Below are 22,499 nucleotides of genomic sequence, written 5' to 3' on the forward strand. Positions count from 1 at the left end.
TGGAGCACAAATTTAGTTTCAGTGTCTATAGGAGTATTTGTAGGTTCGAGTCCTACTCCCTCGATTTTATTGAACGAGGGATAGCCAAATGGTAAAGGCACTCCCCGACACAGTTAGTTTCACGTTTAGTTTTAGGTTATTGCTCCAAGCTTACTGTAAAACTTCACATTCTGCATCAATCCCTGTAAATTAACGTCAGTGGGACACGGGTTCAAATCTCGTCCGGAGCTCCACAATAATGCTCCGGTAGTTTAGAGGTAAAACACCACGACTTAAAGAATGAATTTGCAGGAACCGGAAATTAACTCGGCAGAAATCGTGAATATAAAACTGAAAGATTTGAAACCTTTTGGTTCCACCCCTGAGACATGGACATTGTCTCAGGGGATTTTAACTAAAAAGCAAAGTAGGATAAAAGTGGAAGATGCAAAGCGTTCCCCTGGTATGCGGAGGTATTAACCCTGACCTTAACAACTGCAAAGTGGACAATTGAAGATTACCACCGAATGATTGCAGCCGGAATTTTGGAACAACGTCACCTTGAGTTGCTGAATGGAAAGATTATAGAAATAGCTCCTGAAAGAGAATCACACACTTTGACAATTTGTATCCATTACAAGCAATTTAACAAAGCCTTGAAAGTCTTTCTAGAAAAGAGTTAAGTATTTGTGCTTGGAGGAAAGTTAAATTTAATAAGAACTGGTGTTAAATGTTCAGAAATCCCCTGTAGTCTAATTTGTACGCAACCAAAGTTATACGCTTCTTCAATTGATCGTCCTGCACCTAATGCTTGATAGAAACCTGTAGCAAAGGCTATGGCAGCTGGATCGCTAATTACTTGGCTCATACCAATTACATATTCAATATATTTTGCAATAGCTTCAGCTTGAATTTTAGAGTAGCATGAATTTAAAATTACACATTTCACTTTACCAGAAAACTGCTTGAACATTTCAGAAAGAGCTTCCGACTCAACTAAGTGAACTCTGCCTAATTTATCCTCGAAGCATAATGTACCTTCGATCATACCATGTCCAGAAAAGTGAACAATTTGTGGATTTGTGTCCAACAATGCTTGTGTTAGGTCAATAGCCCGTACAGCCATATACTCATTCAATTCAAATCGATTACGTAATTTTGCTAGCTGTAGTTTTTCTTTAATTTCACGTATTTCTTCACACAGACGTATTCTAGTAGAAGTCGCTGGCTCTGCACATAGGAATAAAATTGAAATTTTGCTATTACTCTCAAAATCTTCTTGCTTGCATAAACTATTTAATGAAATGTAATCTTCATAGTATTGTTTAAAAAAATAAGAAAACCATTTTTTATAAATTTGGTTAGAGAAGTAATATAAATTTTTTTCCTTACGAAGGATTTTTAAGTTTTCAAGGTTATCTAATGTTTTTCTAACAGAAGAAAATTCATTATTTTGATTGGTCTCTGAAACTTTTCTACGAAGATCGAGTAAATTAATATGTGTTAATTGGCAGAATTCATATAGAATGAATAACTCGTGCTCTTTTAAAAGCTCTTTAAGCATTTGAAAATGATGGTGTGTTAAATCTTGAACTAATGCTTGTATCTGAATTTCAATTAATTTATAAAAATCATAGTGTATTGAACCTGAAAAAATAACCTCTATATTCTTAGTTATAGTATTATGTATTAACAATTTTATAAGATATGGATGGCCACCAGATTCATAGATAATAAGATCGATAATTCTTTTTTCAATTAAAATAATATTACTGAAAGGTTGACTAATTAAATCTCTACAACTATGATTGGAAATTGTTTGCAATATAAAATTTCTTGAAAAAGATGATGCCAGAGTCGATGAAATACCAGTGCTTAATTCCGATATGCTTTGAGATGTTGCAATTACAAAAACAAACTTATTTAATTCAGTATGTATAGGACGTTCATCAATAACGTTTCTCAGTTGATTATAAAATATAGTTTTTTCATTTTTTGTTAAATCTTCTGTAACCTGAAATTCATCTATTAAAACTATAATACGTTCATTATAATCTAGTTGTTTTTCAATAATTCTACTTAATTCTTTAAGTGAATTAAGTAATTCATATTCGGATAATCCAAGATATGTAATTTGAAATGTTAAACATAGTTGTTGAATTAGATAATAAACAAAAGCTGAACTATTATATTGTGGTATCCTCTGAAAGGATATATAAGCACACTTTTTACCTTGTTCTAAACACCATGTTTTAAGGCAATAAAGAAATGAAGTTTTTCCAATTCTTCGAGTTCCTTGAACAATAAAACATTCTCCATTTAAAAGATGAAACCAACCCTCTTTTAATTCATTTTCTCTTCCCTTCAAGTTTTGAGGCAATGTTACAGGTCTTGTTGGATCGAAAAACTCAATCAGAGCATTTTGATTCTCGGTTAATTTCATTGTTAGTATCCAATAAACAATTCTTGTATTTCTTCTGGATAATATAATTGATTAGTTAACCAGTCTTGAATAAGTTTAGCTGTCAATTTATATCCATGTTCTTCTTCAACTAAAAGGCCAAACCAAACTAAGTTATTTAGACCTTCCCTAATGACTTTAAAAGCAATATTATTACTGACAATTTTTTCAATATTGTATTTAACTTCACGAATATCTATTAAGTCATCCTGGTAAGCGCAGAAGGCAATAATAGCTTTTTCAATATTGTTTAACATATTCCACATACGTTCCCACTCAACAATATCATTTCTCATTATTTGTTGGATTTGAATAAGATTTTTTTGTGAAACTCTTCGCTCTGAAATATTCTTATTTTTAAAACACTGATATATATGATCTCCTAAAATTTGAAGATATAAAGGAAGATTACCAGTCCATTGTAAACAATCTCTAATTACATCTTCTTCAAATACAATATCTTGATCCTCTGCAAGTCGAAGTAATTTTTCTGCGGCTTCTGTTGTAAGGCGATTTACAGAAATATGACTTACCATATTAAAAAGAGGAGACTGAGGATCAATTAAGTTTCGGGTAATGAATGGACCGGAAGACAATATAATACGAAGCCAACCTTCTTGTTGCATTATGACTCGCATCTGCTCCAAAAAAATATTAAAATTTTCTACTCCTTGCCCTACATCCATTTCGTCTATCAGGAGGACAACCTTTTCATCTTCAAGACAATTTTTAATATACCGGATTTTATTATCAATAGTTTCTAAATGAAAATAAAATATTTTTTTAATTTCTAGTAGTTCAATCGCTACTTTCTTTAAAATTTCATCAAAAAGTGAGGCACTATCTATTACATTAAAATTAAACGTTTGCAGAGATATATAAATCGGAATATAACCTTCTTTTAACTCTTCCTTTAATTGAAATAATAAAGATGTTTTTCCAATCCGTCGAGGACCAAAAAGTAGAAAATGTTGTTGATGAATTTCTTCACGGATATACTGTAATTCCTTTTCTCTACCAACAAAATGTGCATTCCATACAGGATTATTAGGAACAAATGGATTTTCTCTATCAGCTGAAATGTAGATAGGCTCCCCAAATTCTCCATTAATTTTGTAACTTATAGCTATTTGTTTAGCTACTTTTGGTTTTATGATACAACGTAATTCAATTTGTTCACCTGGGTGAAAATTGAATGGAAAATCTCCAAAATAACTAAAAATATCTATTTCTGCTGAGGACTGAAGAGATAAATTAACATTAGGAACATGAGTATCTGTGATATTTTTTATAAAAAATTTTACAAATTGCTCTTTATTAATTTTTAATCCAAATCTAGGTTTTATTGTTACATAAAAGAAAGGATATATTTTTGTATCTTTAATGATTTTTTTTAAAAAGTTACCTATATGTTTAAGTAAATATTCTAGTATTATTTTTCTAGCATTTAATATATCAAGTGAGTGTAATTTTTGAAGAGTTTCATTAAGCTGAACGCTAAGATTATAATTATCTGCGCTAAGAAGAACTGTATTATTGAGTTCTCTCGTAATACTAATGATTTTTTTTAAAACTTCTGGAGTAATAGGAATTTGTAATTCAATCAAAATCTGTTCCAACTCATTAACATTTATTTGATTTTTTTGAATTATCTTAGCTAAAATGATTTGAAGAGATGCTTCTTTTACGTTACTTAATACTCTAGTTAAATAAGACGCATTTAATTCATTAATTTCTTGTGTTTCATCATGAAAATTCGATAATTTTTCAAAAAAAACAACTAGAAATGGTATAGTTAAATTATTGTTTTCAAAAGGTTGATTGAGTAATTCTAAGAAATTTGTAATGCGTGTAGAAAGTTTTAATTTATTATTTTTTTTATTATACCCTTCAATTATAAGTTTAAGTCTTTCTTTATCGATCACCGTTTGATTCACAAAATATGTAAGAGATATTTCAGACACAATCCATATTTTCCGCTCTGATTTAAAAGCTACTGTCAATAAATCAAATCCCATCTCTGAATCACTTGGTAATATTTTGTTATAGATGAACTTAATCATTGAGTAACGGACATAATGATTAAAGTCTTGAGTTAAGGCGCTCAATAATCCTTCTGCCTTAGACCAAAGACTTGGTGGAAATTTCTCTACTAGACTGACAAGCTCCAAACACAAATCTTTATTGCTGTAATCTTCATGTGTATTCCAATTAAAATTTTTTCTATTTAATACAATTTGAGTAGCTAGATTAATACTTTCACCTATTGAAAAATTTAAGTGCTGGCGATATTGATTAGAATGTAACAATTTAATTGCTTGCTTGAGACAAGCAATGCGAGTATAAGGTTCATCAATTGGAGCAAGAACACGAAGAAGTTCCCGGATTTCTTGGTTATCATTTTTTATCCAATCCACATGGGAAATTAAAAAACCTCGCAAACTTTTATTTTCTTCATAAAGGATTTTCGATAAAATTTCTTGGCTTATTATCAATCTGTAATGTTGGCTTGTATCAATTCCCTTGTTAAATAAAACATCTTTCAGACCTACTAATTTCTTTTCAATTTGAAGATGAGGAATAATAAACTCAATCTCTACCGCAATACTAAGTACTAGAGGTGAATTATTTTCGATCAAATTTGAAAATGATTCAATACTGTAATATTTAGCATCCAAAGGTACTGTGAATAATGGTTCAAGCCATTTTTTTACCCACTCTTTTAAGCTCTCTATGTCGTCAGAATTAGAGACAATAAAGAGTATATCAATGTCCCTATAACTATTATTTTTAACAACTGAACCATACAGACCAACACATTCGAACAAATAGGGACAAGTCCGAAGATATTTGGAGATAAGAGAAGTAACCTCTAATTTATTTAAAGCAGGATTCATAATATATTAATTTTATAATAAATTATATATTTTTTACTAGTAATTATTTGAAAAAGCAATAAAAAAATGACTCAATTATAAAGGATTTTAGAATAGTAAATTATCATTAAATAGATGTACTATGTACTATGTTTTAGTATATAATACCTAAGAAATACTGTTAAATTTAATTACTTACACCCATTCATACATTCATAACTTAAAGCACGATCACATTCTTTTGAATTTGTCAATACAGCAATTACCTATTGTTGCACAATTACAAAGTGTGGAACATAGAAACTTAAAGAGGCTCGCTTACTTTTAGAAGAAGTATAATTGTTTGATGCCAGAAACTCCACTATATAGTTTGTCTAAAAAGTCTATGCATCAAAAGCGGATGCTTACGATCAAAAACGCTAAACTAATTACAAAACTATCTTTTGCAAAAAAACTCTATTCAAAATAGTAACATTTATTCTAGTTATAAAATGTGTAATTTATATAACTTTAATTAAGCGAAAGTAAATTGAGGTTAAATTTCTTAATCCAAAATGACGTGAGATGGATATAAGACTATGGTGCGCTTAAAATTATGGCAGTGGGTTGTCTTAGCAACACCGATCGCAGCGATCGTTGGTTTCTTATTAATAGCAGCAGGATTCCAAATTCATGAGTGGAGTATTAACTGGATCTGGGCTGTCTTTATCCTTTTATTTGTAGGTTGGCGCTGGTTGTTGGCGAAATGGACTCAACCGTTGGTCGGTCAAGTGGAAGCTGTAGTAGCGGAGGTTAGCAAAGAACTGAAATCTACAGCAGGAGATACATCCGGGCTACTGGTGGGAACGGACGCCACAAACCAAGCAGAAGCCGCCCTACAGGAGATACTCAAAGCTTCACTCAACGATCGCCCAATCTGGGAAGACTGGTCAACTTTTTGGCAACGCTGTCAGGAACTTGTGGAAGCGATCGCTCAGATTTACAATCCACAAGAAAAGTATCCTTTGTTGAACATTTACGTCCCCCAAGCTTACGGTTTGATTCGGGGAACAGTCGATGACTTGGATCGGTGGATGCAGAATTTATCCCCTGTTCTCAATCAAGTTACTGTTGGTCAAGCATTTCAAGCATACGAAACATACCGCAAGTTAGAGCCTTCTGCTCGCAAACTTTTGCAAGCTTGGAATTGGGCGCAGTGGCTGTTAAATCCAGCAGCAGCCGTAGCTAAAGTTGTGAGCCGCCGTTCTGGGAACCAAGCAACCCAGCAGTTGTTGGTGAATTTGAGCCAGCTTTTGAGAGAAGCAGCTTTAAAAAACTTGTGCCAACAGGCGATCGCTCTTTACAGTACTACAACTTTGCCGATCTCAGCACCTTCCGCTCCCACAGCGAATTTACCTCAGGTCAAAACTCAAACTCTGCAAGATATTTTAGATCGCGCAGAGCCTCCAGAAGCAGTGGAGCAAAAACCCGTTAATATTTTACTTGTAGGGAGAACGGGGTCTGGCAAAAGCAGCTTAATTAACACTCTCTTCCAAACAGATTTAGCCGCAGTTGATGTTTTGCCAAGTACAGATCGGATTCAAAATTACCACTGGCAAAGCAACACAGGAGAAACACTTACACTTTTGGATACCCCTGGTTACGAGCAAGTCAACCGAAAAGATTTACGAGAAATTGTCCTAAATTATATTAAGAATGCCGACCTCATACTACTTGTGACTCCTGCTCTCGATCCTGCATTGCAAATGGATGTGGATTTTCTGAGAGATTTAAAAGCCGACACAGCAGATTTACCTGCAATTGCAGTTGTCACGCAAGTCGATCGTCTGCGTCCCATTCGAGAGTGGGAACCTCCATATGATTGGGAATGGGGAAATCGCCCAAAGGAAATAGCGATTCGAGAAGCCACAGAATACCGCGCTCAACTTTTGGGAGACTTCTGCAATCTAGTTTTGCCCATCGTAACTGCTGATAGCAAAACGTCTCGCACTCCGTGGGGAATAGATGCATTATCATTAGGGTTAATCAATGCGATCGCACCAGCCAAACAACTCCGTCTTGCTCGCTTTTTACGCGATCGAGAAGCCCGCACCACAGCTGCTGCCAAAATCATTGAGCGCTACACTTTTCAGATGGCTACAACTCAGGGACTGGCAGCATTTTTGAAAAGCCCAGTTCTGCAATTTATTTCTACAATGACAACAGGCTCGCCAACTCTCGCACATTTACTAGCAGCACAAATTCCTGTAGAACAGTTACCAATTGTTATTGGTAAACTTCAAATGGCTTATGAGCTTTTTCCACTCTTAAGTACGGGGAATTCAAACAAGTTTGACCTTCTATCAATTTGGCCATTACTGCTGGAAAACTCTGCCTCTCCCGATCGCAATGCTTGGGCATTTGGTCATGCTTTAGTGGAGTATTGGACACAAAATTTGACGGTTGAACAATTGCGAGAGCGGTTTGATTCCTATTTATCACAGAGATGAATATTTTGCTGCTAATACATTTTAATTTAAAGTATACTCAACCTCAAAGAGTTGTTGGTTATGCTGTTGGGTGACGTACAATCTTTTAAAGTTAGGACCGTAGTCTTCTTCACCGTTTAAATCAAGACAAATATATTCGCCCTCAATACTAATACAGTCCATATCGTATTCCCGATAAGGAAGAAAATCGTCATGAGATAGGGGTTGGTCGCAATAAAACGTCCCCAAAAAGTTTTCTCTACCAGGAAAAATCCAAGTTTTCAGGAGAATACAATGGCGATCGTCAGCAGTATGAAGCGCAAATACAGTACCTCGTTGGGTAATTCTAGCTAGATGATGGGGAAGTTTTAGCTCGCAAGCTGTATCTTGTTGTCTATTCCGAGCTTTTACCCAATCCAGAACAATCTGATACTTTTTTACTGAAGCACGTCTTCGGTGTCTATACGTAATTTCCCCGTAGAATTGCCATACTAGAAAGACAGCTTGAAAAATAACGAATAAGATTCTTTCGATAATACTTTCTTGTTCTTCCCGTTTATTATTCATAACTGGTGGTTAAACTGGCGATTTATACATACATTTATTGCTGTGAATTTTCTTCTGTGTGAATCGTAGACATGAGGGGATATAGATCTACACAGATTCTGATGCCCTTTCTACCTCGAGAGTGAGGAGTCTGCTTGAAGAAACACCATATCATGAGGCGTAGTGGTTGAGACGCAAATGAGTTTAAGTACTCTCTTGCCACGAACGTTTGCGTGTCGCCTTAATGACATTTTGATGGAGAGCTTATGGCTACTGATATATCCAAAATTCAAGAACATCAGCCTGTTTATGCAGAAGGACCTGGTGGCTTAGCAGGTGCGTCTGATACGCATATTGGTACGGTAGATAAAGTCGAAGCTGGCAAATACATCAAGCTTACTAAAAATAACTCACCGGATGGTCAGCATCGCTGGTTTCCGATTGATTGGATAAGGGCAGTTGATGAGCGAGCTGTGTACCTTAACAAAACTATAGATGAGGTAACGTCAGGGCTTATAGATCGCCAACCTGAGGGTGTTTAGACAGTAGAAAACGAAATTCTAGAAAGTAGTCGTCGTGCGATCGCCTCACTGCTCCTATTTCTCTACAGCTTGCCAAGCAGTCATTTGTTTTCTGACGACTTGTGCTAAACCCGCGTTTTATACCCCCTTTAGAACTGAGTTCCCGCAGATGGTGAATTTAGTGCTAATAGCCCACAGCCCTTACGGGCATCACCTCGCTCTGGTGGCTGAGCCACTGGAGCGAGAGAATGACAATTCATACTGAATCCGCCTCTTATACCCCCTTGTTTACATCTCAAATAGGATTGCTATGCTTTGCAGCGTTTGCTTAGCTATTTATAAAGTTATGTAAAATAAATACTCATATTTAGTTGATTTACGGAAAGAATATATCAAAATCATTAAGTTTTCTCATAATTAAGGTGTAGCAACAAGTGACACTTGAGGTTCAAAGACCCTTAATGACTAGTTTGATAGAAAAAATGAGAATACTTTGTAAAACTTATTTAAGTCAAGAAAACATAACAAATAGAGTATTAAGAAGTTGGCAGCTTTAAGGAAATAAAGTCAACAATAGCCTTAATTGAAGCTAGAGGTTTGCTGACCTATGCAGCCAATTCGTACTTTTAACGTATCTCCATCATTACCGCAGCGACTTGAGCCGCTACGGAAGTTAGCGTATAACCTCCATTGGGATTGGAACGTTGACACTAAAGACTTATTTCGTCGTTTAGATCCCGATTTATGGGAATCGAGCCGTCACAACCCTGTTTTAATGCTCGGTACCATCAGCCAAGCAAGATTGATGGAAGTTGTGGAAGATGAAGGCTTCCTCGCGCAAATGGATCGAGCAGCCCGCCAGTTGGAAGATTATTTTCACGAACGCACCTGGTATCGTAAGAATCGGGATAAGGGACTGGCGACTAGAGATAAGGAACAGAGCCATTCTCCCAATTCCCCAGTGTCTGCTTCCCAACCCCAAGAATGCTACGCGTATTTTTCTGCTGAATTCGGGCTGGTCGATTGTTTGCCCATCTACTCTGGAGGTTTGGGAGTTCTTGCTGGGGATCATCTCAAATCAGCTAGCGATTTGGGTTTACCCTTAGTTGGTGTAGGTTTGCTTTACCAGCAAGGCTATTTTGCTCAATATCTCAATGCTGATGGTTGGCAGCAAGAACGCTACCCCATCAACGACTTCTATAATATGCCGTTGCAACTCGAACGCAATCCTGATGGTTCTGAACTGCGGATTGGGGTGGACTATCCAGGGCGAACGGTATATGCCCGTGTTTGGCGCGTACAAGTCGGCACAGTTCCTTTGTATATGCTAGACACCAACATTGAACCAAACAACCCTTACGATCACGACATCACAGATCAACTTTACGGTGGGGATCTGGATATGCGTATCCACCAAGAGATGATGTTGGGGATTGGTGGTGTCCGAATGCTAAAAGCGCTTGGATATGATGTGACTGCTTACCATATGAATGAAGGTCATGCAGCTTTCTCAGCTTTAGAGCGTATCCGCATACTCATTCAAGAACAAGGTTTGAACTATGTCGAAGCCAGACAAGTCGTGGCTTCTAGTAATATTTTTACCACTCACACACCAGTACCTGCAGGAATTGACCTGTTTCCCCCAGATAAGGTTTTACATTACCTGGGATATTACGCAGACGTTTTTGGTCTAAATAAAGACCAATTTTTAGCTCTAGGACGGGAAAACGCTGGCGATTTGTCTGCGCCATTCAGTATGGCGGTGCTGGCGCTGAAAATGGCAACATTTTCAAATGGTGTAGCACAATTGCACGGCGTCGTGTCACGACAAATGTTTAAGGGCTTATGGCAGGGCGTACCCGTTGAGGAAGTCCCCATCACAGCAATCACAAACGGCGTTCATGCCCGTAGTTGTGTTGCTAAATCTACTCAAGAGTTATACGATCGCTACTTGGGACCAAGCTGGTCATCCGCACCAACAGATCATCCTCTGTGGGAAAGGATGGATGCGATCCCTGATGAGGAGTTATGGCGCAATCACGAACGATGTCGCTTGGACATGATTATGTACGTCCGGGAGCGTTTGGTAAAACATTTACGAGATCGCGGGGCTTCTCCTCTAGAAATTGCCCAAGCACAAGAAGTTCTTGACCCCAAAGTTCTCACTATTGGTTTTGCCCGCCGCTTTGCCACCTACAAACGCGCTACTCTTTGGATGCGTGATATCGAGCGGGTTAAGAGAATTTTATTGGGGAATAAAGACCGCAAGGTGCAGTTTGTTTTTGCGGGTAAGGCACATCCCAAAGATATTCCCGGTAAAGAACTGATCCGGGAAATCAATCGCTTTATCCACGAGCAAAACTTGGAAAAGCAAGTTGTATTTGTTCCCAACTACGACATTCACATAGCCCGATTGATGGTGGCTGGTTGTGATGTATGGTTAAATAATCCACGCCGCCCACGGGAAGCTTCCGGTACAAGCGGTATGAAGGCAGCTATGAATGGGTTGCCGAATTTAAGCGTGTTAGATGGTTGGTGGGATGAAGCTGATTACGTCCGCACTGGTTGGGCTATTGGACACGGGGAAATGTATGACGATCCCAACTACCAAGACCAAATCGAGGCAAATGCTTTTTACGATATCTTGGAAAAAGAAGTTGTAACTTTGTTCTATGACCGGGATGTGGACGGCTTACCCCGTCGCTGGGTTGATAAAATGAAGGACGCCATTCGGTTAAACTGCCCGTTTTTCAATACGGCACGAATGGTAGGAGAATATGCTTTGCGGGCTTACTTCCCAGCAAGCGATCGCTGTCATACTTTAACTGCCGATGGCTATGCCCCTGCAAAGGAATTAGCTGCTTGGAAAGAAAATTTAACTGCACATTGGTACAACATAAAAATCAAGGATATCAATATATCTTCTGGTGCTGAGATTGAGGTCAATCAGACTGTTAGCGTTAAAGCTAAGGTTGATTTGGCAACTTTAACAGAACAAGATGTGCAATTGGAACTTTACCAAGGAGCTATTGATGCTAATGGCGAGATTGTCAATGGTATACCTGTGGTGATGGATTACCAAGGGGAAGATAAGGATGGATTGAGTATTTACACGGCTGATGTGATTTACACGACATCTGGTTTGCAGGGTTTATCTTTGCGCGTGTTACCCAAGCACAAATACCTTTCTAGTTCTTATGAGCCACGGTTAATTGTTTGGGCGCAGTAGGAGAGTTTTGAATGCGTGGATGAGTGGATTTTAAATCACTCATCCAAAATCTAAGAATCCAAGATTCTGTTGGGGATGATAATGTAACCAGTCGTGCGATCGCCCAGTACTTGGTTGCGTTGTTCTCCCCAGTACCACCAGTAAGCCGCTACGTAAGCACAGATGAGGCTATCGAGTTTGTCTTCGGTTTCTTTAAGTGCTGCACCTGTAGTGGGAATTTCTGGAAGAAATGAACTGCACAGTCGTAGAGGACATAGAGGAGGATGGAGTCCGGGTAGGATATCGGTGATGTAATGATAAAGTTTCATCAATTCTGCGCGACGTTCGTTGAGGCGTCCTTTTTTGTATTTGAGGATGCGTTCTAAGTTAAAGAGATGCACGATAGCTGGATGGGGAAAAACTTCAATTTGGTATCTCCCTAATTTTTGTGGTTCAATGGTTGGGGCGTGTTCAAAACCACGGGCTTCTAGTTCCAATCCAAAATTTACTGTTCGCTCCGCAAAAGGTAAGCTAAGATTTGCTGGATAGCAACCTGCATGGTATTTGCCAAAGTATTTGTGAGTTAGTTTATCGGGTAACCGACTTCCGGTTGTATTGGGGATCAAGGTAGGTGCGTCTACAGCGATGATGGCAGGTTCTTCTGCTTTGAGGCACGAGTCAATCCAAGAGAGAATGTCTGTAATGAGTTCTTTTCGATCTAAGTCTACGATTTGCAGTTTTTCATCTGTCAGTTCTAGGTAGCATAAGCCACTAGGTTGAGATTTCCAGCCTAAGTCAATTCCAAGAAATTTCATCTTTGTCCCTGCGTAGATGGGCTTATTGTCGCATTTTTAGCTCAACTTGATGCTTTCACTGATAACTTGTATCTCTTTGGTTTACAGTTAGCAAACTTTGCCTCGATTTTACGCTTACCCAACTTGTGAGAATAAATTACTCCCTTTCCGCCATAAGACTACCGATCTTCTTCTCCTCTTTCCTCTGTGTCCTCTGCGCCTCTGCGGTTCATTTAATTAAGAAATCTTCGAGCGGGAAGGGAGTAATTAAATATTTTTTATTTGGAAGTCTTTAAAGCTTTAAATACGGTAGATGAACATGGAATTAAGATGCTAGCCTATAAGAGAGGCATGGATGTTCTGAAAGCCAAAACGTAAGATGTGATTCGGTGTCGGATGAGGCAAAAAAACCGAAATCGCCATACGTAGGCTGCGCTCTCATTGTTGGGAAAGAGCGATTGCCTTTGGTCTCGACTCTACACCATAAAGTAGCAACTACCCTAGTGTCAAGTACACTTGTCAAAATGGTTTCGGCATGACTTGAGTTGTGTTGAAACTGATGAAAACCTGCGTGTAGAACTGATTTTATCGCTCCTTCATTACAGTTCTTTACAAAGTTTCACCAATTTCTATGCAGCCATTAACACGTCAAACAAAAGTTGTCGCTACCGTTAGTTCTGCTAGTTCGCGAGAGACAATTGCGGGCAAGATAAAAGCTGGAATGAACGTAGCTTGTCTTAATTTCTCTCATGGCAGTTATGATGCTCTTGCTCAAACAATTGCTAGGATTCGCTCAATCGCAGAGGAATTAGAGACTCCCATAACGTTACTACAAGAACTGCAAAGTTCCCAATTACCTTCTCTAACTCATAAAGATATCCAAGATTTAGAGTTTGGTTTATCTCAAGAAGTTGATTACATTGCTCTAGGTTTTATAAAGAGTGCTGAGGATGTCCGGGTTTTCAAGAATTTACTACAGCAAAAAGGTTCAGCCGATACATCTGTTGTTGCTAAAATTGAAAACCTTGATGCGATCGCCAATCTAGAAGAGATACTCAACGAATGCGATGCAGTGATGATAGAATCAAGCCATTTGGGTATGGGGATGTGTCAGGAGAAAATTCCTCTGCTACAAAAACGCATTATCGGATTGTGCAATCATCAAGGAATTCCGGTTATTAGTGCAATACAAATACCAGAAAGCACAATCCATAACTATTCAACTCGTGCGGAAACCAGTGATATTGCCAACGCCATTACAGATGGGACTGATGCAGTGATGCTTTCAAGTGAATTAGAGGGCAATGAGGTTTCTGTCGAAGGCGTACAAATGCTTGTGAAAATTGCAACAGAAACAGAAGCAGAAATAGAATTTCTTAACAATCCACCTGCAAAAACGGATGTCACTCATGCACTCAGCGTGGGACTCAATGCTATTTGCAAAGTGCTACCTCCACGCTACATCGTTACGTTTACAAGTAGCGGTTATACAGCCCAGTTAGCAGCAGGGGAACGTCCTAAAGTGCCAATTATTGCGCTTACACCTCACCCTAAAGTTTACCGGAGTTTAAACCTCTTCTGGGGAGTGCAGCCCGTGTTACTCAATCGCGAGGTTGAGACTTTTGAAGAATTGACAGCACAAGTTGAGGACATTTTGCGCGATCGCAGTTGGGTTGAACCAGGGGATAAAATTCTGATTGTGGCTGGTATTCCTACCAAACATTCACAAGGCACAAATTTTCTCAAAATCCATACAATTGAAGCAAGCAGCAAGCAGTGACCTCTGTTATGACGTATGTACTTAAAAAGTTAAGCTAGGGAAAATACAAGTAAATTTTTCACTCTCCCCGTTGAACCATACTGACTGCTTTGCTTCGCGCTTCTATAATTTGACTTATCTCACGCCCCAAGCTTGGTTGACGAATCTGCACCCCAGACAGCCGCCAGCACAAATGAGATCCCCACCAGTACCAACAACAGCCGCGAAAGGTCGATCGGCAGTTTGGGCATCCTTGCTCGCCATGTATTTGCCTCAGCTTTTTCAAACAAAATCACATTCAGCAGTGAGAGAGAGGCATAGATAACAGATATCCAGAACAGCGTTTCAACTAGCTTGGGAAAATTCCCTTTAACGTCGAGCTTCAAGACGTTCTTAACAAAAATTATCAGCATCAAAAGGGGTAGAACGAGGTTTTTCACAACCTGCAACGGTAATTCAATTATGTAACTATTATATACTACAATTGTAGTTATGACGATTCTTGGAAAAGATCTTATATAGCAATCCTATTTGAGATCTAAACAAGGGAGACAAGGGAGAGGTGTTTGTAAATCATTTAGGACTGCTATATTAAGATTGATATATGGAAAGAATAGAAGTTGAAAAAAGAACTGTTTTAATTGGTCTAGCAGGTAGTCACGGATATGGGTTAAGTAGACCTGAGTCAGATTATGACTATCGTGGTGTATTTGTAGCAAACAAAAATTACTATTTAGGATTTGACATCATTGAACAAAAAGAGAGTGGATGGGACGAACCGGGTATCTTTCCATTTTTAGATGGAAATAAAGACACGGTTATATATGAACTTAGGAAAATGCTACAGCTACTAGCAGGAGCAAATCCCAATATCTTGGAATTATTATGGTTGGGAAAATACCCTGTTTTAACAACTGTCGGGCAAGAGTTACTCAATCATAGAAAAATCTTTTTAACGAAGAAAGTCAAACACACTTATTCTGGTTATGCCTTTGCCCAACTTAAAAAGATGGAAACTCATCGCAAGTGGCTGCTTAACCCACCACAAAAGAAACCATTACCTTGTGATTATGGAATAGAAGATGAAGCACCACTCACAAAAGATGAGTTACACGCTTTTCTAGAGTATCTTTATCAATTAATTAGAGGAAAGATTGAATTTCTAGAAGAAGCAGAACAATTGTATAAACTGCTGACAGCAGATATAGATTTTAAAGGTGTGCTCAAACAGTATCCCTTAGCTGAAGAAGCTTTAGAATACACGCAAACATTAACAAACAGCCATAAAGATTTTATTCGCTTGCTGAAAAAAAGCCAAACTTATCAAGTGGCTTTAAGAGAATGGAAAGCGTACCTCTCTTGGCAAGAAAATCGAAATCCTGCTAGAGCAGAAATGGAACGAAAATCAGGTTATGACCTCAAACACGGAATGCACTGTATCAGGCTGTTACGCAGTGGACTAGAAATTTTGCAAACAGGAGAAGTCATTGTAGACCGGAAAATTGCTGGTGATGCGGAAGATTTAAAAGCGATTCTTAGGGGCGAATATTCCTACGAACAACTTATGAAAATGGCAGATGATTTAGTTGCTCAAATGGAAACGGTATACGAAGTTTCTGTTTTACCCGAACGAACTGACTTAGAACAAATCAATGAATTGTGTATGGAACTTGTTGAAATGCAAGGATGGAGTTAAAAATTCATAATGACTGTTATTAGAGGATGTCTGAAAAGTTTTTGGTGATGTATCAAAGTTTTACCGATCCCCCTAAATCCCCCTTGAAAAGGGGGACTTTGAGAGTATTTCCTTCCTTTTCAGTGGGTAAGGCTCAGGCGGGCAAAACCGCCCACCATACAACATAGATATCTTATTTTTTGCCAGCGACTATTAGCCCTCCGGGTTCGCCAGTCCCCTACGGCAGGAAACCCGCCTGCAGGGCTGGACTCACCATTAGCAATTAGCCATTAGCCATTAGCTATTAACCACCAGCCACTGCAGGAACAATACTCACTTCATCACCATCTTTCAATGGTGTAGCTGTACCATCCAAAAAGCGAATATCTTCACTGTTAACGTACAAATTTAAAAATCGGCGCGGTTGTCCGCTGTCATCACATAACCGAGATTTAATACCGGGACAGTTCTTTTCTAAAGAATCGAACAGTTCGGCAACGGTACTGCCATTACAGTCTAAGGCAGCTTGGTTATTTGTGAACTTCTGAAGGGCAGTAGGAACTAAAACTTTGACAGACATGGTTAATTGTTAATTGTTAGTTGTTAGTTGTTAGTTGTTAGTGGTTATTAGATAGTCGAACACTAACTAACCACTAACTTATAACTAGACGAGGACTTGTTGCCATTCAAGGCGATCGAGTGTCCGAGAACGCTCTAGAGCTCTTTCAAAGCTGTCGAGCTTCGCCTCAATGGTTAAGGGTTCTCCAATATAGCCCTGTACGGCTTCTTGGGTTTTCAAACCATTTCCGGTAATGTATACCACGGTGGTTTCATCGGGATCAATCTTGCCTGCTTCTACCAGTTTTTTGAGCACGGCAACGGTTGTCCCTCCTGCTGTTTCTGTGAAGATACCTTCTGTCTCTGCAAGCAGCTTGATGCCTTCGATGATTTCGGTATCTGTCACCGACTCAATATTACCACCAGTTTTGTGCGCTATATCTATAGCATATACACCATCTGCTGGGTTGCCGATCGCAATGGATTTGGCAATAGTATTTGGTTTGACTGGTTTGATGAAGTCGCGTCCTTCCTTATACGCTTGAGCGATGGGCGAACATCCTTCTGCTTGTGCGCCACTAAATTTAACGTTTTTGGCTTCCACCAAACCCAGTTCTACAAATTCTTGGAAACCTTTGTAAATTTTTGTATATAGCGAACCAGATGCCAAAGGTGCGACAATGTGGTCAGGTAACTCCCAACCTAATTGTTCTGCCACTTCAAAGCCGAGTGTTTTAGAACCTTCTGAGTAGTAGGGACGCAAGTTGATATTGACAAATCCCCATCCATGTGTATTTGCTACTTCAGAACAGAGACGGTTGACTTGGTCGTAATTTCCTTTAACAGCCATGAGGGTTGGGCTGTAAATCAAGCTACCCAAGATTTTTCCGGCTTCCAAGTCAGCAGGAATGAATACACAGCAATCTAAACCGGCGTGTGCTGCGATCGCTGCAGTAGAATTAGCCAAGTTCCCGGTACTAGCACAAGAAACTGTGGAGAAACCTAATTCCCGTGCTCTGGTGAGAGCAACTGACACCACCCTATCTTTAAAGCTGAGGGTGGGCATATTGACGGCATCATTTTTGATATACAGTTTGTTCAGACCGAGGCGACGTGCCAAGCGTTGGGAACGAACCAGTGGGGTCATACCAGTTCCCACATCAATTGGATTTTCGCTGGCGACAGGCAAAAAGTGACGGTAGCGCCAAATAGAGTTGGGACCGGCTTGAATTGTTTCACGGGTGACCTTAGACCGAAGGGAGCTGTAATCATAGGTGACTTCCAATGGACCGAAACAGAACTCACACACGTGAAGGGCTTGGAGTTCGTACTCCGCACTACACTCCTTACATTTCAAGGATTTAAAAGTGCCTGTGTTTGTTTGGGTATGAGTGGTTGTCGCCTGTGTCATAAGTCAGCCTTCCCTGAATGTCCGTCAACTGTGGTTTTGATAGTAACACGAGCAAAAATACCAGTCAAACATACCCGACAATTTTTGTCGGGTTTTAAAAATTTACAGCAAAGTCATGGGAGTTTAATTCCAAGCATTTTCACAATTGTTTTTCAAGGTTGTACGGAATGGGTCACCCATCGCTACCAGTCAGTTAATTGTTGCCGAATTGGCACGCGGATGATAAATTCCGCTCCCTGTCCGAGTTCTGACCTGCACAAAAGCGACCCCCCGTGTATTTCGGTGGCAATTTGATAGCTAATTGATAAGCCCATACCCGTTCCTTTGCCTACAGGTTTTGTCGTGAAGAAGAGATCGAACAAGCGTTGGCGAACCGACTCTGGCATACCGGGACCATTATCTACAATTATCTACAATCCGGATTTCAACGCAATCGCGATCGACTTGTTCGGTGACAATGGTAATAATTGGGTTTGTCAGAAACCCTTGATTGTTTGGTAATGACTGTTCTATAGAATTGGTTGTGCCGATGGATTCCAAAGAATCGATCGCATTGCTTAACACGTTCATAAATACTTGATTCAATAGCCTCGCATAGCATTCCACGAACGGCAAATCACCGTAATGTTTAATGACCTCTATACCGGGATGATTTGGCTTTGCTTTCAGGCGATATTGCAACATCATTAAGGTACTCTCGATCCCCCATGAAGATTAACAGTTTTCATTTCGGCTTCATCCATGCGAGAGAAAGTCCGCAGGGATGCAACAATTTTTTGAATCCGCTGATACCTAGATAAAGTAGCTGTCATTATCTTTTTGCTGCAACATAAATATTCTTACTATGCCCAAATCAGCGGCTATCTGTAATGTGCAATACAAAACTATACAGACTCTCTTACAATGTTACCGCTCGCCAGTTGCTGTTCGGTAATAGACATAGGAGTGAAAAACCATGTAATAGACGTTTCAAGCAGTCAATTTCTACAAAATTCCTAAATGATTTACAAACACCTCTTCCTTGTCTGCTTTGTCTCTTTTGTTTAGAGATCAAATAGGATTGATATATAAGACAAAAGTATAATTATTTTGGTTCTTCAGTACTCGTTATGCTAAATTAACAAGTACTGAAGAACCATTATTTTTATCAAAGCGCTCGTAAATGCAATCTTAGGGAGTACTGAAAATCTCGCTGTTATGCAATTGTGAGACTTTTGTGGAAAATACGGGTTAAGATATATGATTTTCCACGGCTTGTTATCCATAATTTTTACAATAAGTCCATACTTTCACTGAAGCTAAACACAGGATAAAAAGTTACATTCTTGTAAGCTCAATTTCTCTTGATGAGAATCTCCAGAGTCAATGAGCAACAATTTCATGAGGGATGAAGTGTGAAGAATAAAAAGCTATCTTTTATTCTTCATTCTTTATCCTTCATACTTTCTTTGGTCATTTGGTGCAATCTATTAAAAGTTTCTACCCAGACAAAGCCCTCAAAAAATCAAATTTTGAGTTGAATTACTTCGTCATTTTTCACTTACTAAATTCAAGTCTACCTTCAAATACTAGTTTTAATCTAACTTTTAATTTTTAGGGTTCATCATGCCACCAACCTATAAACTCTTATTAGGGAAAACCAAGCTCTACCTTTATTTAATTGCTACGGGATTATTAGCTCACAGTTTTTTTCAATATGTCAGCCCAGTCAAAGCTGAGGGTACAACTGCGGGTCAATCGATTAGCAATACAGCAACCGCTACCTATGAAGACCCCAATAATCCTGGAACAACAATTAACACGACTTCTAACACAGTTGTCGTTACCGTTGCTGAAGTTGCTGGTATTACCGTAACTGGTTCTGGTACTTCATTTAAAACCGACCAAAATACAGATGGAAAAATTGGTATTGGTGACACCGTTTATTACACCTACAACGTCACTAACGTTGGTAACGACCCTACAAAGTTCCGCATTCCCGACCAACCCACAGTCACGGGTCCCGGACAACTTGATGGGTCAGTAGAAATTAGCTACGATGGCGGTCAAACATGGCAACCCGTTGCTCCTGGCGGAACCTCAACTAACTCGATTCCACCAGGTGGTTCTGTTTTAGTGCGGGTTCCTGTTAAAGTTGCTGATGGTGCAACAAGCGGAAGCACTATATCTGTCAAATTAGGCGATACGCCCAGCGATGCTCAAAACCAGCCACGGAGTGAAAATGGCGGTGACCTTTATACTGTAGATAATCCTGATGGCTCAGTCACGGGTGAAGTTAGCGGTACACCCATAAATGGTACGCGTGAAGCCAGCGCCACACAACAAGTCACAGTTGATTCAAACCTAAAAAATTACACTCTTGCAACAGTTCTCAAAACCCGCAGCAGTCAAACAAGTGCTGGGGTGGATGGTCCGGGGGGGGATAATCTCAGCTACGACTTAAGCTTGCGAGTTGAAAACAACGATCCTACAGGTAACGGTATCAGCCCTGCGCCTCTAAATGGCACAACTATTCCCGGTCTAGTCGGTTCCTACATTTTGGTATCTGATGCCATTCCTGCAGGAACCAAATTAGTCAGTGTCAAAGCCCCATCTGGTTGGCAACCCGTTTATACAACCAATGATGTCTCTTCTTTCGATGCCAATCAAGCAACTTGGACAACGACTGCACCTTCAGATTTGGCGACAGTAAAACGAGTTGGTTTTGTAAGAACTGAAAGTATTGCCCCAGGTACTACAGTTTCAGGCTTTCAAATTACTGTTGAAGTTGTTGGTACGCCTGAATCCATTTCCATTGCAAATATTGCCCAGTTATTCGGTAAAAGTCCCAGTGGAGCCCCCGTATACGATGAATCTGGAGATCAAAGCCCCAGCAATTTTGATGGTTCCAATCCCCCTATCGGTACTGATACCAATAACGATAAAATCCCCGATACCCTTCTTCCAGACAGTGTGGATGATGGTTATATTAATCCAACAGACTCCAATAACAACAAGATTCCTGATGAGTTGGAAGGCAATAATGGGATTGGCACAGATCTCAACAACAATAACAGCGGTACAGGTCCCGGTGGTGAGGCAAATATTGTCACCTTAACTGCTGCAGGAGGTATTTCTGTCTTAAACGGACCTAAGGATGCACCGGATGCTGTTGCTGAAAATGATAACAATAAAGACTTCACCAACAAATCTTCACTAGTCCCTGCGAGTACAGTTCCCGGAACATTAATCGATCCAGATGGTGTCAGTTTTACCAACACTTTTAAAAACACTGGTGCGGGTAGCAGTAACGTCTCTCTGATTCCAACACCTCCTACGACTCCAGGAGACTTACCTGTAAATACACTCGTTACCATCAGTTACGGTAGTTTGTCGGCAACTTATAGATACGATGGTACAAATTTTGTGTTCCAGTCGGGGCAAGGACAGGTTAACAACCAAAACATTAGTGCAACAAATCCCATTCGAGTTGATGGAGTGACAGCTAATGCAACAGCTAATTACGGCGTGGAAGTGAATTTGCCTTCTGGGACTCCACTTTCTACAGATATTAACCGTGGCTTTCCAGTTCCCATAACAGCGTATATTGATGATGCGACACCGGGATTCCAAGGAACTGAACCTAGGAATATCACCATCGATCGCGTCTACACAGGCTTCTTGAAAATGGTGAAACTGTCTCGCGTATTGCAAGGAACGGGTCCCGCAGTAGGAACGGGTCAGGATAACTTTGATTCCACACCAGGTGTAAACGATCAAGTACCCGATGTACCTAGAACCCCTGCTCCAGGAAACATTATTGAGTACCAAATTAGTTACAAAAACATTTCTGAACCTCAATCCGGTACTGGCAACATCGTCTTAAATGCTGGCAAAGTGGTGATTACTGAAGATGGTACCACTTGGGATGGCACGAAAGGTAACAATTGGGCATTAGACAACGATAACAACAGCGTTATAGATACGAGTCATATTGTTGGCTCTGCAAAAGATTCTGGTGCTGCAACCATCACCTTTTTTAGCGGTAAACCAGCAACTACCTCTACAGGTGACCAGACTGGGACGACTGTTAATAATGACGTAACCAAATACGTAGATACCGTTACTGACACGGTTACACCGGGACAGGAAAGAACGTTTACTTTCCAACGCAAGGTGAATTAGGGAGTGGGGAGTAGGGGAGATAGGGTGAATGTTCCAAGGCTCTACCTCTCGTACCAACATAACTTGAGGCGCAGCCCCT

14 protein-coding genes and 1 pseudogene are annotated in these 22,499 nt (G+C 39.6%); 7 read left to right on the forward strand and 8 right to left on the reverse strand.

The genetic code is table 11. From position 1 onward, the window contains the following. Window positions 1–279: 279 nt before the first annotated feature. Complete coding sequence (locus AB0756_RS12485; protein WP_038079332.1) at window positions 280–459, forward strand: hypothetical protein; 180 nt, start codon at window positions 280–282, stop codon at window positions 457–459. A 199-nt stretch (window positions 460–658) separates the two neighbouring features. Here AB0756_RS12485 and AB0756_RS12490 read toward each other — a convergent pair whose 3' ends face one another. Beyond that, entirely contained in the window at window positions 659–2,422 is a 1,764-nt protein-coding gene (locus tag AB0756_RS12490; RefSeq protein WP_408019894.1) for a CHAT domain-containing protein, read from the reverse strand. A gap of 2 nt (window positions 2,423–2,424) precedes the next feature. Then, a complete protein-coding gene (locus AB0756_RS12495) occupies window positions 2,425–5,337 on the reverse strand; it encodes an ATP-binding protein (protein WP_038079331.1) in 2,913 nt (970 codons plus the stop codon). Window positions 5,338–5,894: 557 nt separating this feature from the next. Here AB0756_RS12495 and AB0756_RS12500 point away from each other — a divergent pair. Further along, window positions 5,895–7,805 (forward strand): GTPase family protein, encoded by a 1,911-nt coding sequence (locus tag AB0756_RS12500; protein WP_038079330.1) that lies wholly within the window; start codon window positions 5,895–5,897, stop codon window positions 7,803–7,805. A gap of 21 nt (window positions 7,806–7,826) precedes the next feature. On the opposite strand, the gene AB0756_RS12505 is transcribed toward AB0756_RS12500, so the two are convergent. Further along, window positions 7,827–8,351, reverse strand: coding sequence for a hypothetical protein (locus AB0756_RS12505; protein WP_050045430.1), 525 nt, complete (start codon window positions 8,349–8,351; stop codon window positions 7,827–7,829). Between the two features lie 245 nt (window positions 8,352–8,596). Here AB0756_RS12505 and AB0756_RS12510 point away from each other — a divergent pair, with 245 nt between their 5' ends. Together AB0756_RS12510 and glgP are read left to right on the forward strand one after the other, a co-directional pair. Further along, entirely contained in the window at window positions 8,597–8,872 is a 276-nt protein-coding gene (locus AB0756_RS12510) for a DUF2171 domain-containing protein (protein WP_038079328.1), read from the forward strand. Between the two features lie 586 nt (window positions 8,873–9,458). Further along, window positions 9,459–12,080 carry an alpha-glucan family phosphorylase gene (glgP, locus tag AB0756_RS12515; protein ID WP_038079325.1) on the forward strand — a complete coding sequence of 874 codons (2,622 nt, stop codon included), beginning with the start codon at window positions 9,459–9,461 and terminating at the stop codon, window positions 12,078–12,080. Between the two features lie 50 nt (window positions 12,081–12,130). Here the strand turns inward: glgP and AB0756_RS12520 are convergent, their stop codons facing one another. After that, window positions 12,131–12,874 carry a DUF429 domain-containing protein gene (locus AB0756_RS12520; RefSeq protein WP_038079323.1) on the reverse strand — a complete coding sequence of 248 codons (744 nt, stop codon included), beginning with the start codon at window positions 12,872–12,874 and terminating at the stop codon, window positions 12,131–12,133. Window positions 12,875–13,484: 610 nt separating this feature from the next. Between AB0756_RS12520 and AB0756_RS12525 the strand changes: the two genes are divergently transcribed. Continuing rightward, window positions 13,485–14,633 carry a pyruvate kinase gene (locus tag AB0756_RS12525; RefSeq protein WP_038079318.1) on the forward strand — a complete coding sequence of 383 codons (1,149 nt, stop codon included), beginning with the start codon at window positions 13,485–13,487 and terminating at the stop codon, window positions 14,631–14,633. Window positions 14,634–14,752: 119 nt separating this feature from the next. On the opposite strand, the gene AB0756_RS12530 is transcribed toward AB0756_RS12525, so the two are convergent. After that, complete coding sequence (locus tag AB0756_RS12530) at window positions 14,753–15,052, reverse strand: hypothetical protein (protein WP_153021570.1); 300 nt, start codon at window positions 15,050–15,052, stop codon at window positions 14,753–14,755. Window positions 15,053–15,216: 164 nt separating this feature from the next. Between AB0756_RS12530 and AB0756_RS12535 the strand changes: the two genes are divergently transcribed. After that, complete coding sequence (locus tag AB0756_RS12535; protein ID WP_038079315.1) at window positions 15,217–16,308, forward strand: nucleotidyltransferase domain-containing protein; 1,092 nt, start codon at window positions 15,217–15,219, stop codon at window positions 16,306–16,308. Between the two features lie 283 nt (window positions 16,309–16,591). Here the strand turns inward: AB0756_RS12535 and AB0756_RS12540 are convergent, their stop codons facing one another. From AB0756_RS12540 to AB0756_RS12550, 3 genes and pseudogenes are all read right to left on the reverse strand, one after another. Further along, window positions 16,592–16,867, reverse strand: a complete 276-nt coding sequence (locus AB0756_RS12540; protein WP_017744151.1) for a MoaD/ThiS family protein — start codon at window positions 16,865–16,867, stop codon at window positions 16,592–16,594. A gap of 84 nt (window positions 16,868–16,951) precedes the next feature. After that, window positions 16,952–18,256: a threonine synthase gene (thrC, locus tag AB0756_RS12545; protein ID WP_038084729.1), complete on the reverse strand. Its 1,305-nt coding sequence runs from the start codon at window positions 18,254–18,256 to the stop codon at window positions 16,952–16,954. A 182-nt stretch (window positions 18,257–18,438) separates the two neighbouring features. Continuing rightward, window positions 18,439–19,041 (reverse strand): annotated as a pseudogene (locus AB0756_RS12550) (sensor histidine kinase); the annotation flags it as partial. Between the two features lie 820 nt (window positions 19,042–19,861). Here AB0756_RS12550 and AB0756_RS12555 point away from each other — a divergent pair. Then, the gene (locus AB0756_RS12555; RefSeq protein ID WP_038084731.1) at window positions 19,862–22,420 is read left to right on the forward strand and encodes a DUF7925 domain-containing protein; all 2,559 of its coding nucleotides are present in this window, start codon (window positions 19,862–19,864) and stop codon (window positions 22,418–22,420) included. Window positions 22,421–22,499: the final 79 nt, after the last annotated feature.

The sequence above is a fragment of the Tolypothrix campylonemoides VB511288_2 genome (assembly GCF_045999855.1).
In the GTDB taxonomy this organism is placed as follows: domain Bacteria; phylum Cyanobacteriota; class Cyanobacteriia; order Cyanobacteriales; family Nostocaceae; genus Scytonema; species Scytonema bouteillei_A.

Excerpts from the sequence above, each read along its gene's own strand:
- AB0756_RS12485 (WP_038079332.1), top strand. The coding sequence starts at position 280 with ATGAATTTGCAGGAACCGGAAATTAACTCGGCAGAAATCGTGAATATA.
- AB0756_RS12490 (WP_408019894.1), bottom strand. The coding sequence starts at position 2,422 with ATGAAATTAACCGAGAATCAAAATGCTCTGATTGAGTTTTTCGATCCA.
- AB0756_RS12495 (WP_038079331.1), bottom strand. The coding sequence starts at position 5,337 with ATGAATCCTGCTTTAAATAAATTAGAGGTTACTTCTCTTATCTCCAAA.
- AB0756_RS12500 (WP_038079330.1), top strand. The coding sequence starts at position 5,895 with ATGGTGCGCTTAAAATTATGGCAGTGGGTTGTCTTAGCAACACCGATC.
- AB0756_RS12505 (WP_050045430.1), bottom strand. The coding sequence starts at position 8,351 with ATGAATAATAAACGGGAAGAACAAGAAAGTATTATCGAAAGAATCTTA.
- AB0756_RS12510 (WP_038079328.1), top strand. The coding sequence starts at position 8,597 with ATGGCTACTGATATATCCAAAATTCAAGAACATCAGCCTGTTTATGCA.
- glgP (WP_038079325.1), top strand. The coding sequence starts at position 9,459 with ATGCAGCCAATTCGTACTTTTAACGTATCTCCATCATTACCGCAGCGA.
- AB0756_RS12520 (WP_038079323.1), bottom strand. The coding sequence starts at position 12,874 with ATGAAATTTCTTGGAATTGACTTAGGCTGGAAATCTCAACCTAGTGGC.
- AB0756_RS12525 (WP_038079318.1), top strand. The coding sequence starts at position 13,485 with ATGCAGCCATTAACACGTCAAACAAAAGTTGTCGCTACCGTTAGTTCT.
- AB0756_RS12535 (WP_038079315.1), top strand. The coding sequence starts at position 15,217 with ATGGAAAGAATAGAAGTTGAAAAAAGAACTGTTTTAATTGGTCTAGCA.
- AB0756_RS12540 (WP_017744151.1), bottom strand. The coding sequence starts at position 16,867 with ATGTCTGTCAAAGTTTTAGTTCCTACTGCCCTTCAGAAGTTCACAAAT.
- thrC (WP_038084729.1), bottom strand. The coding sequence starts at position 18,256 with ATGACACAGGCGACAACCACTCATACCCAAACAAACACAGGCACTTTT.
- AB0756_RS12555 (WP_038084731.1), top strand. The coding sequence starts at position 19,862 with ATGCCACCAACCTATAAACTCTTATTAGGGAAAACCAAGCTCTACCTT.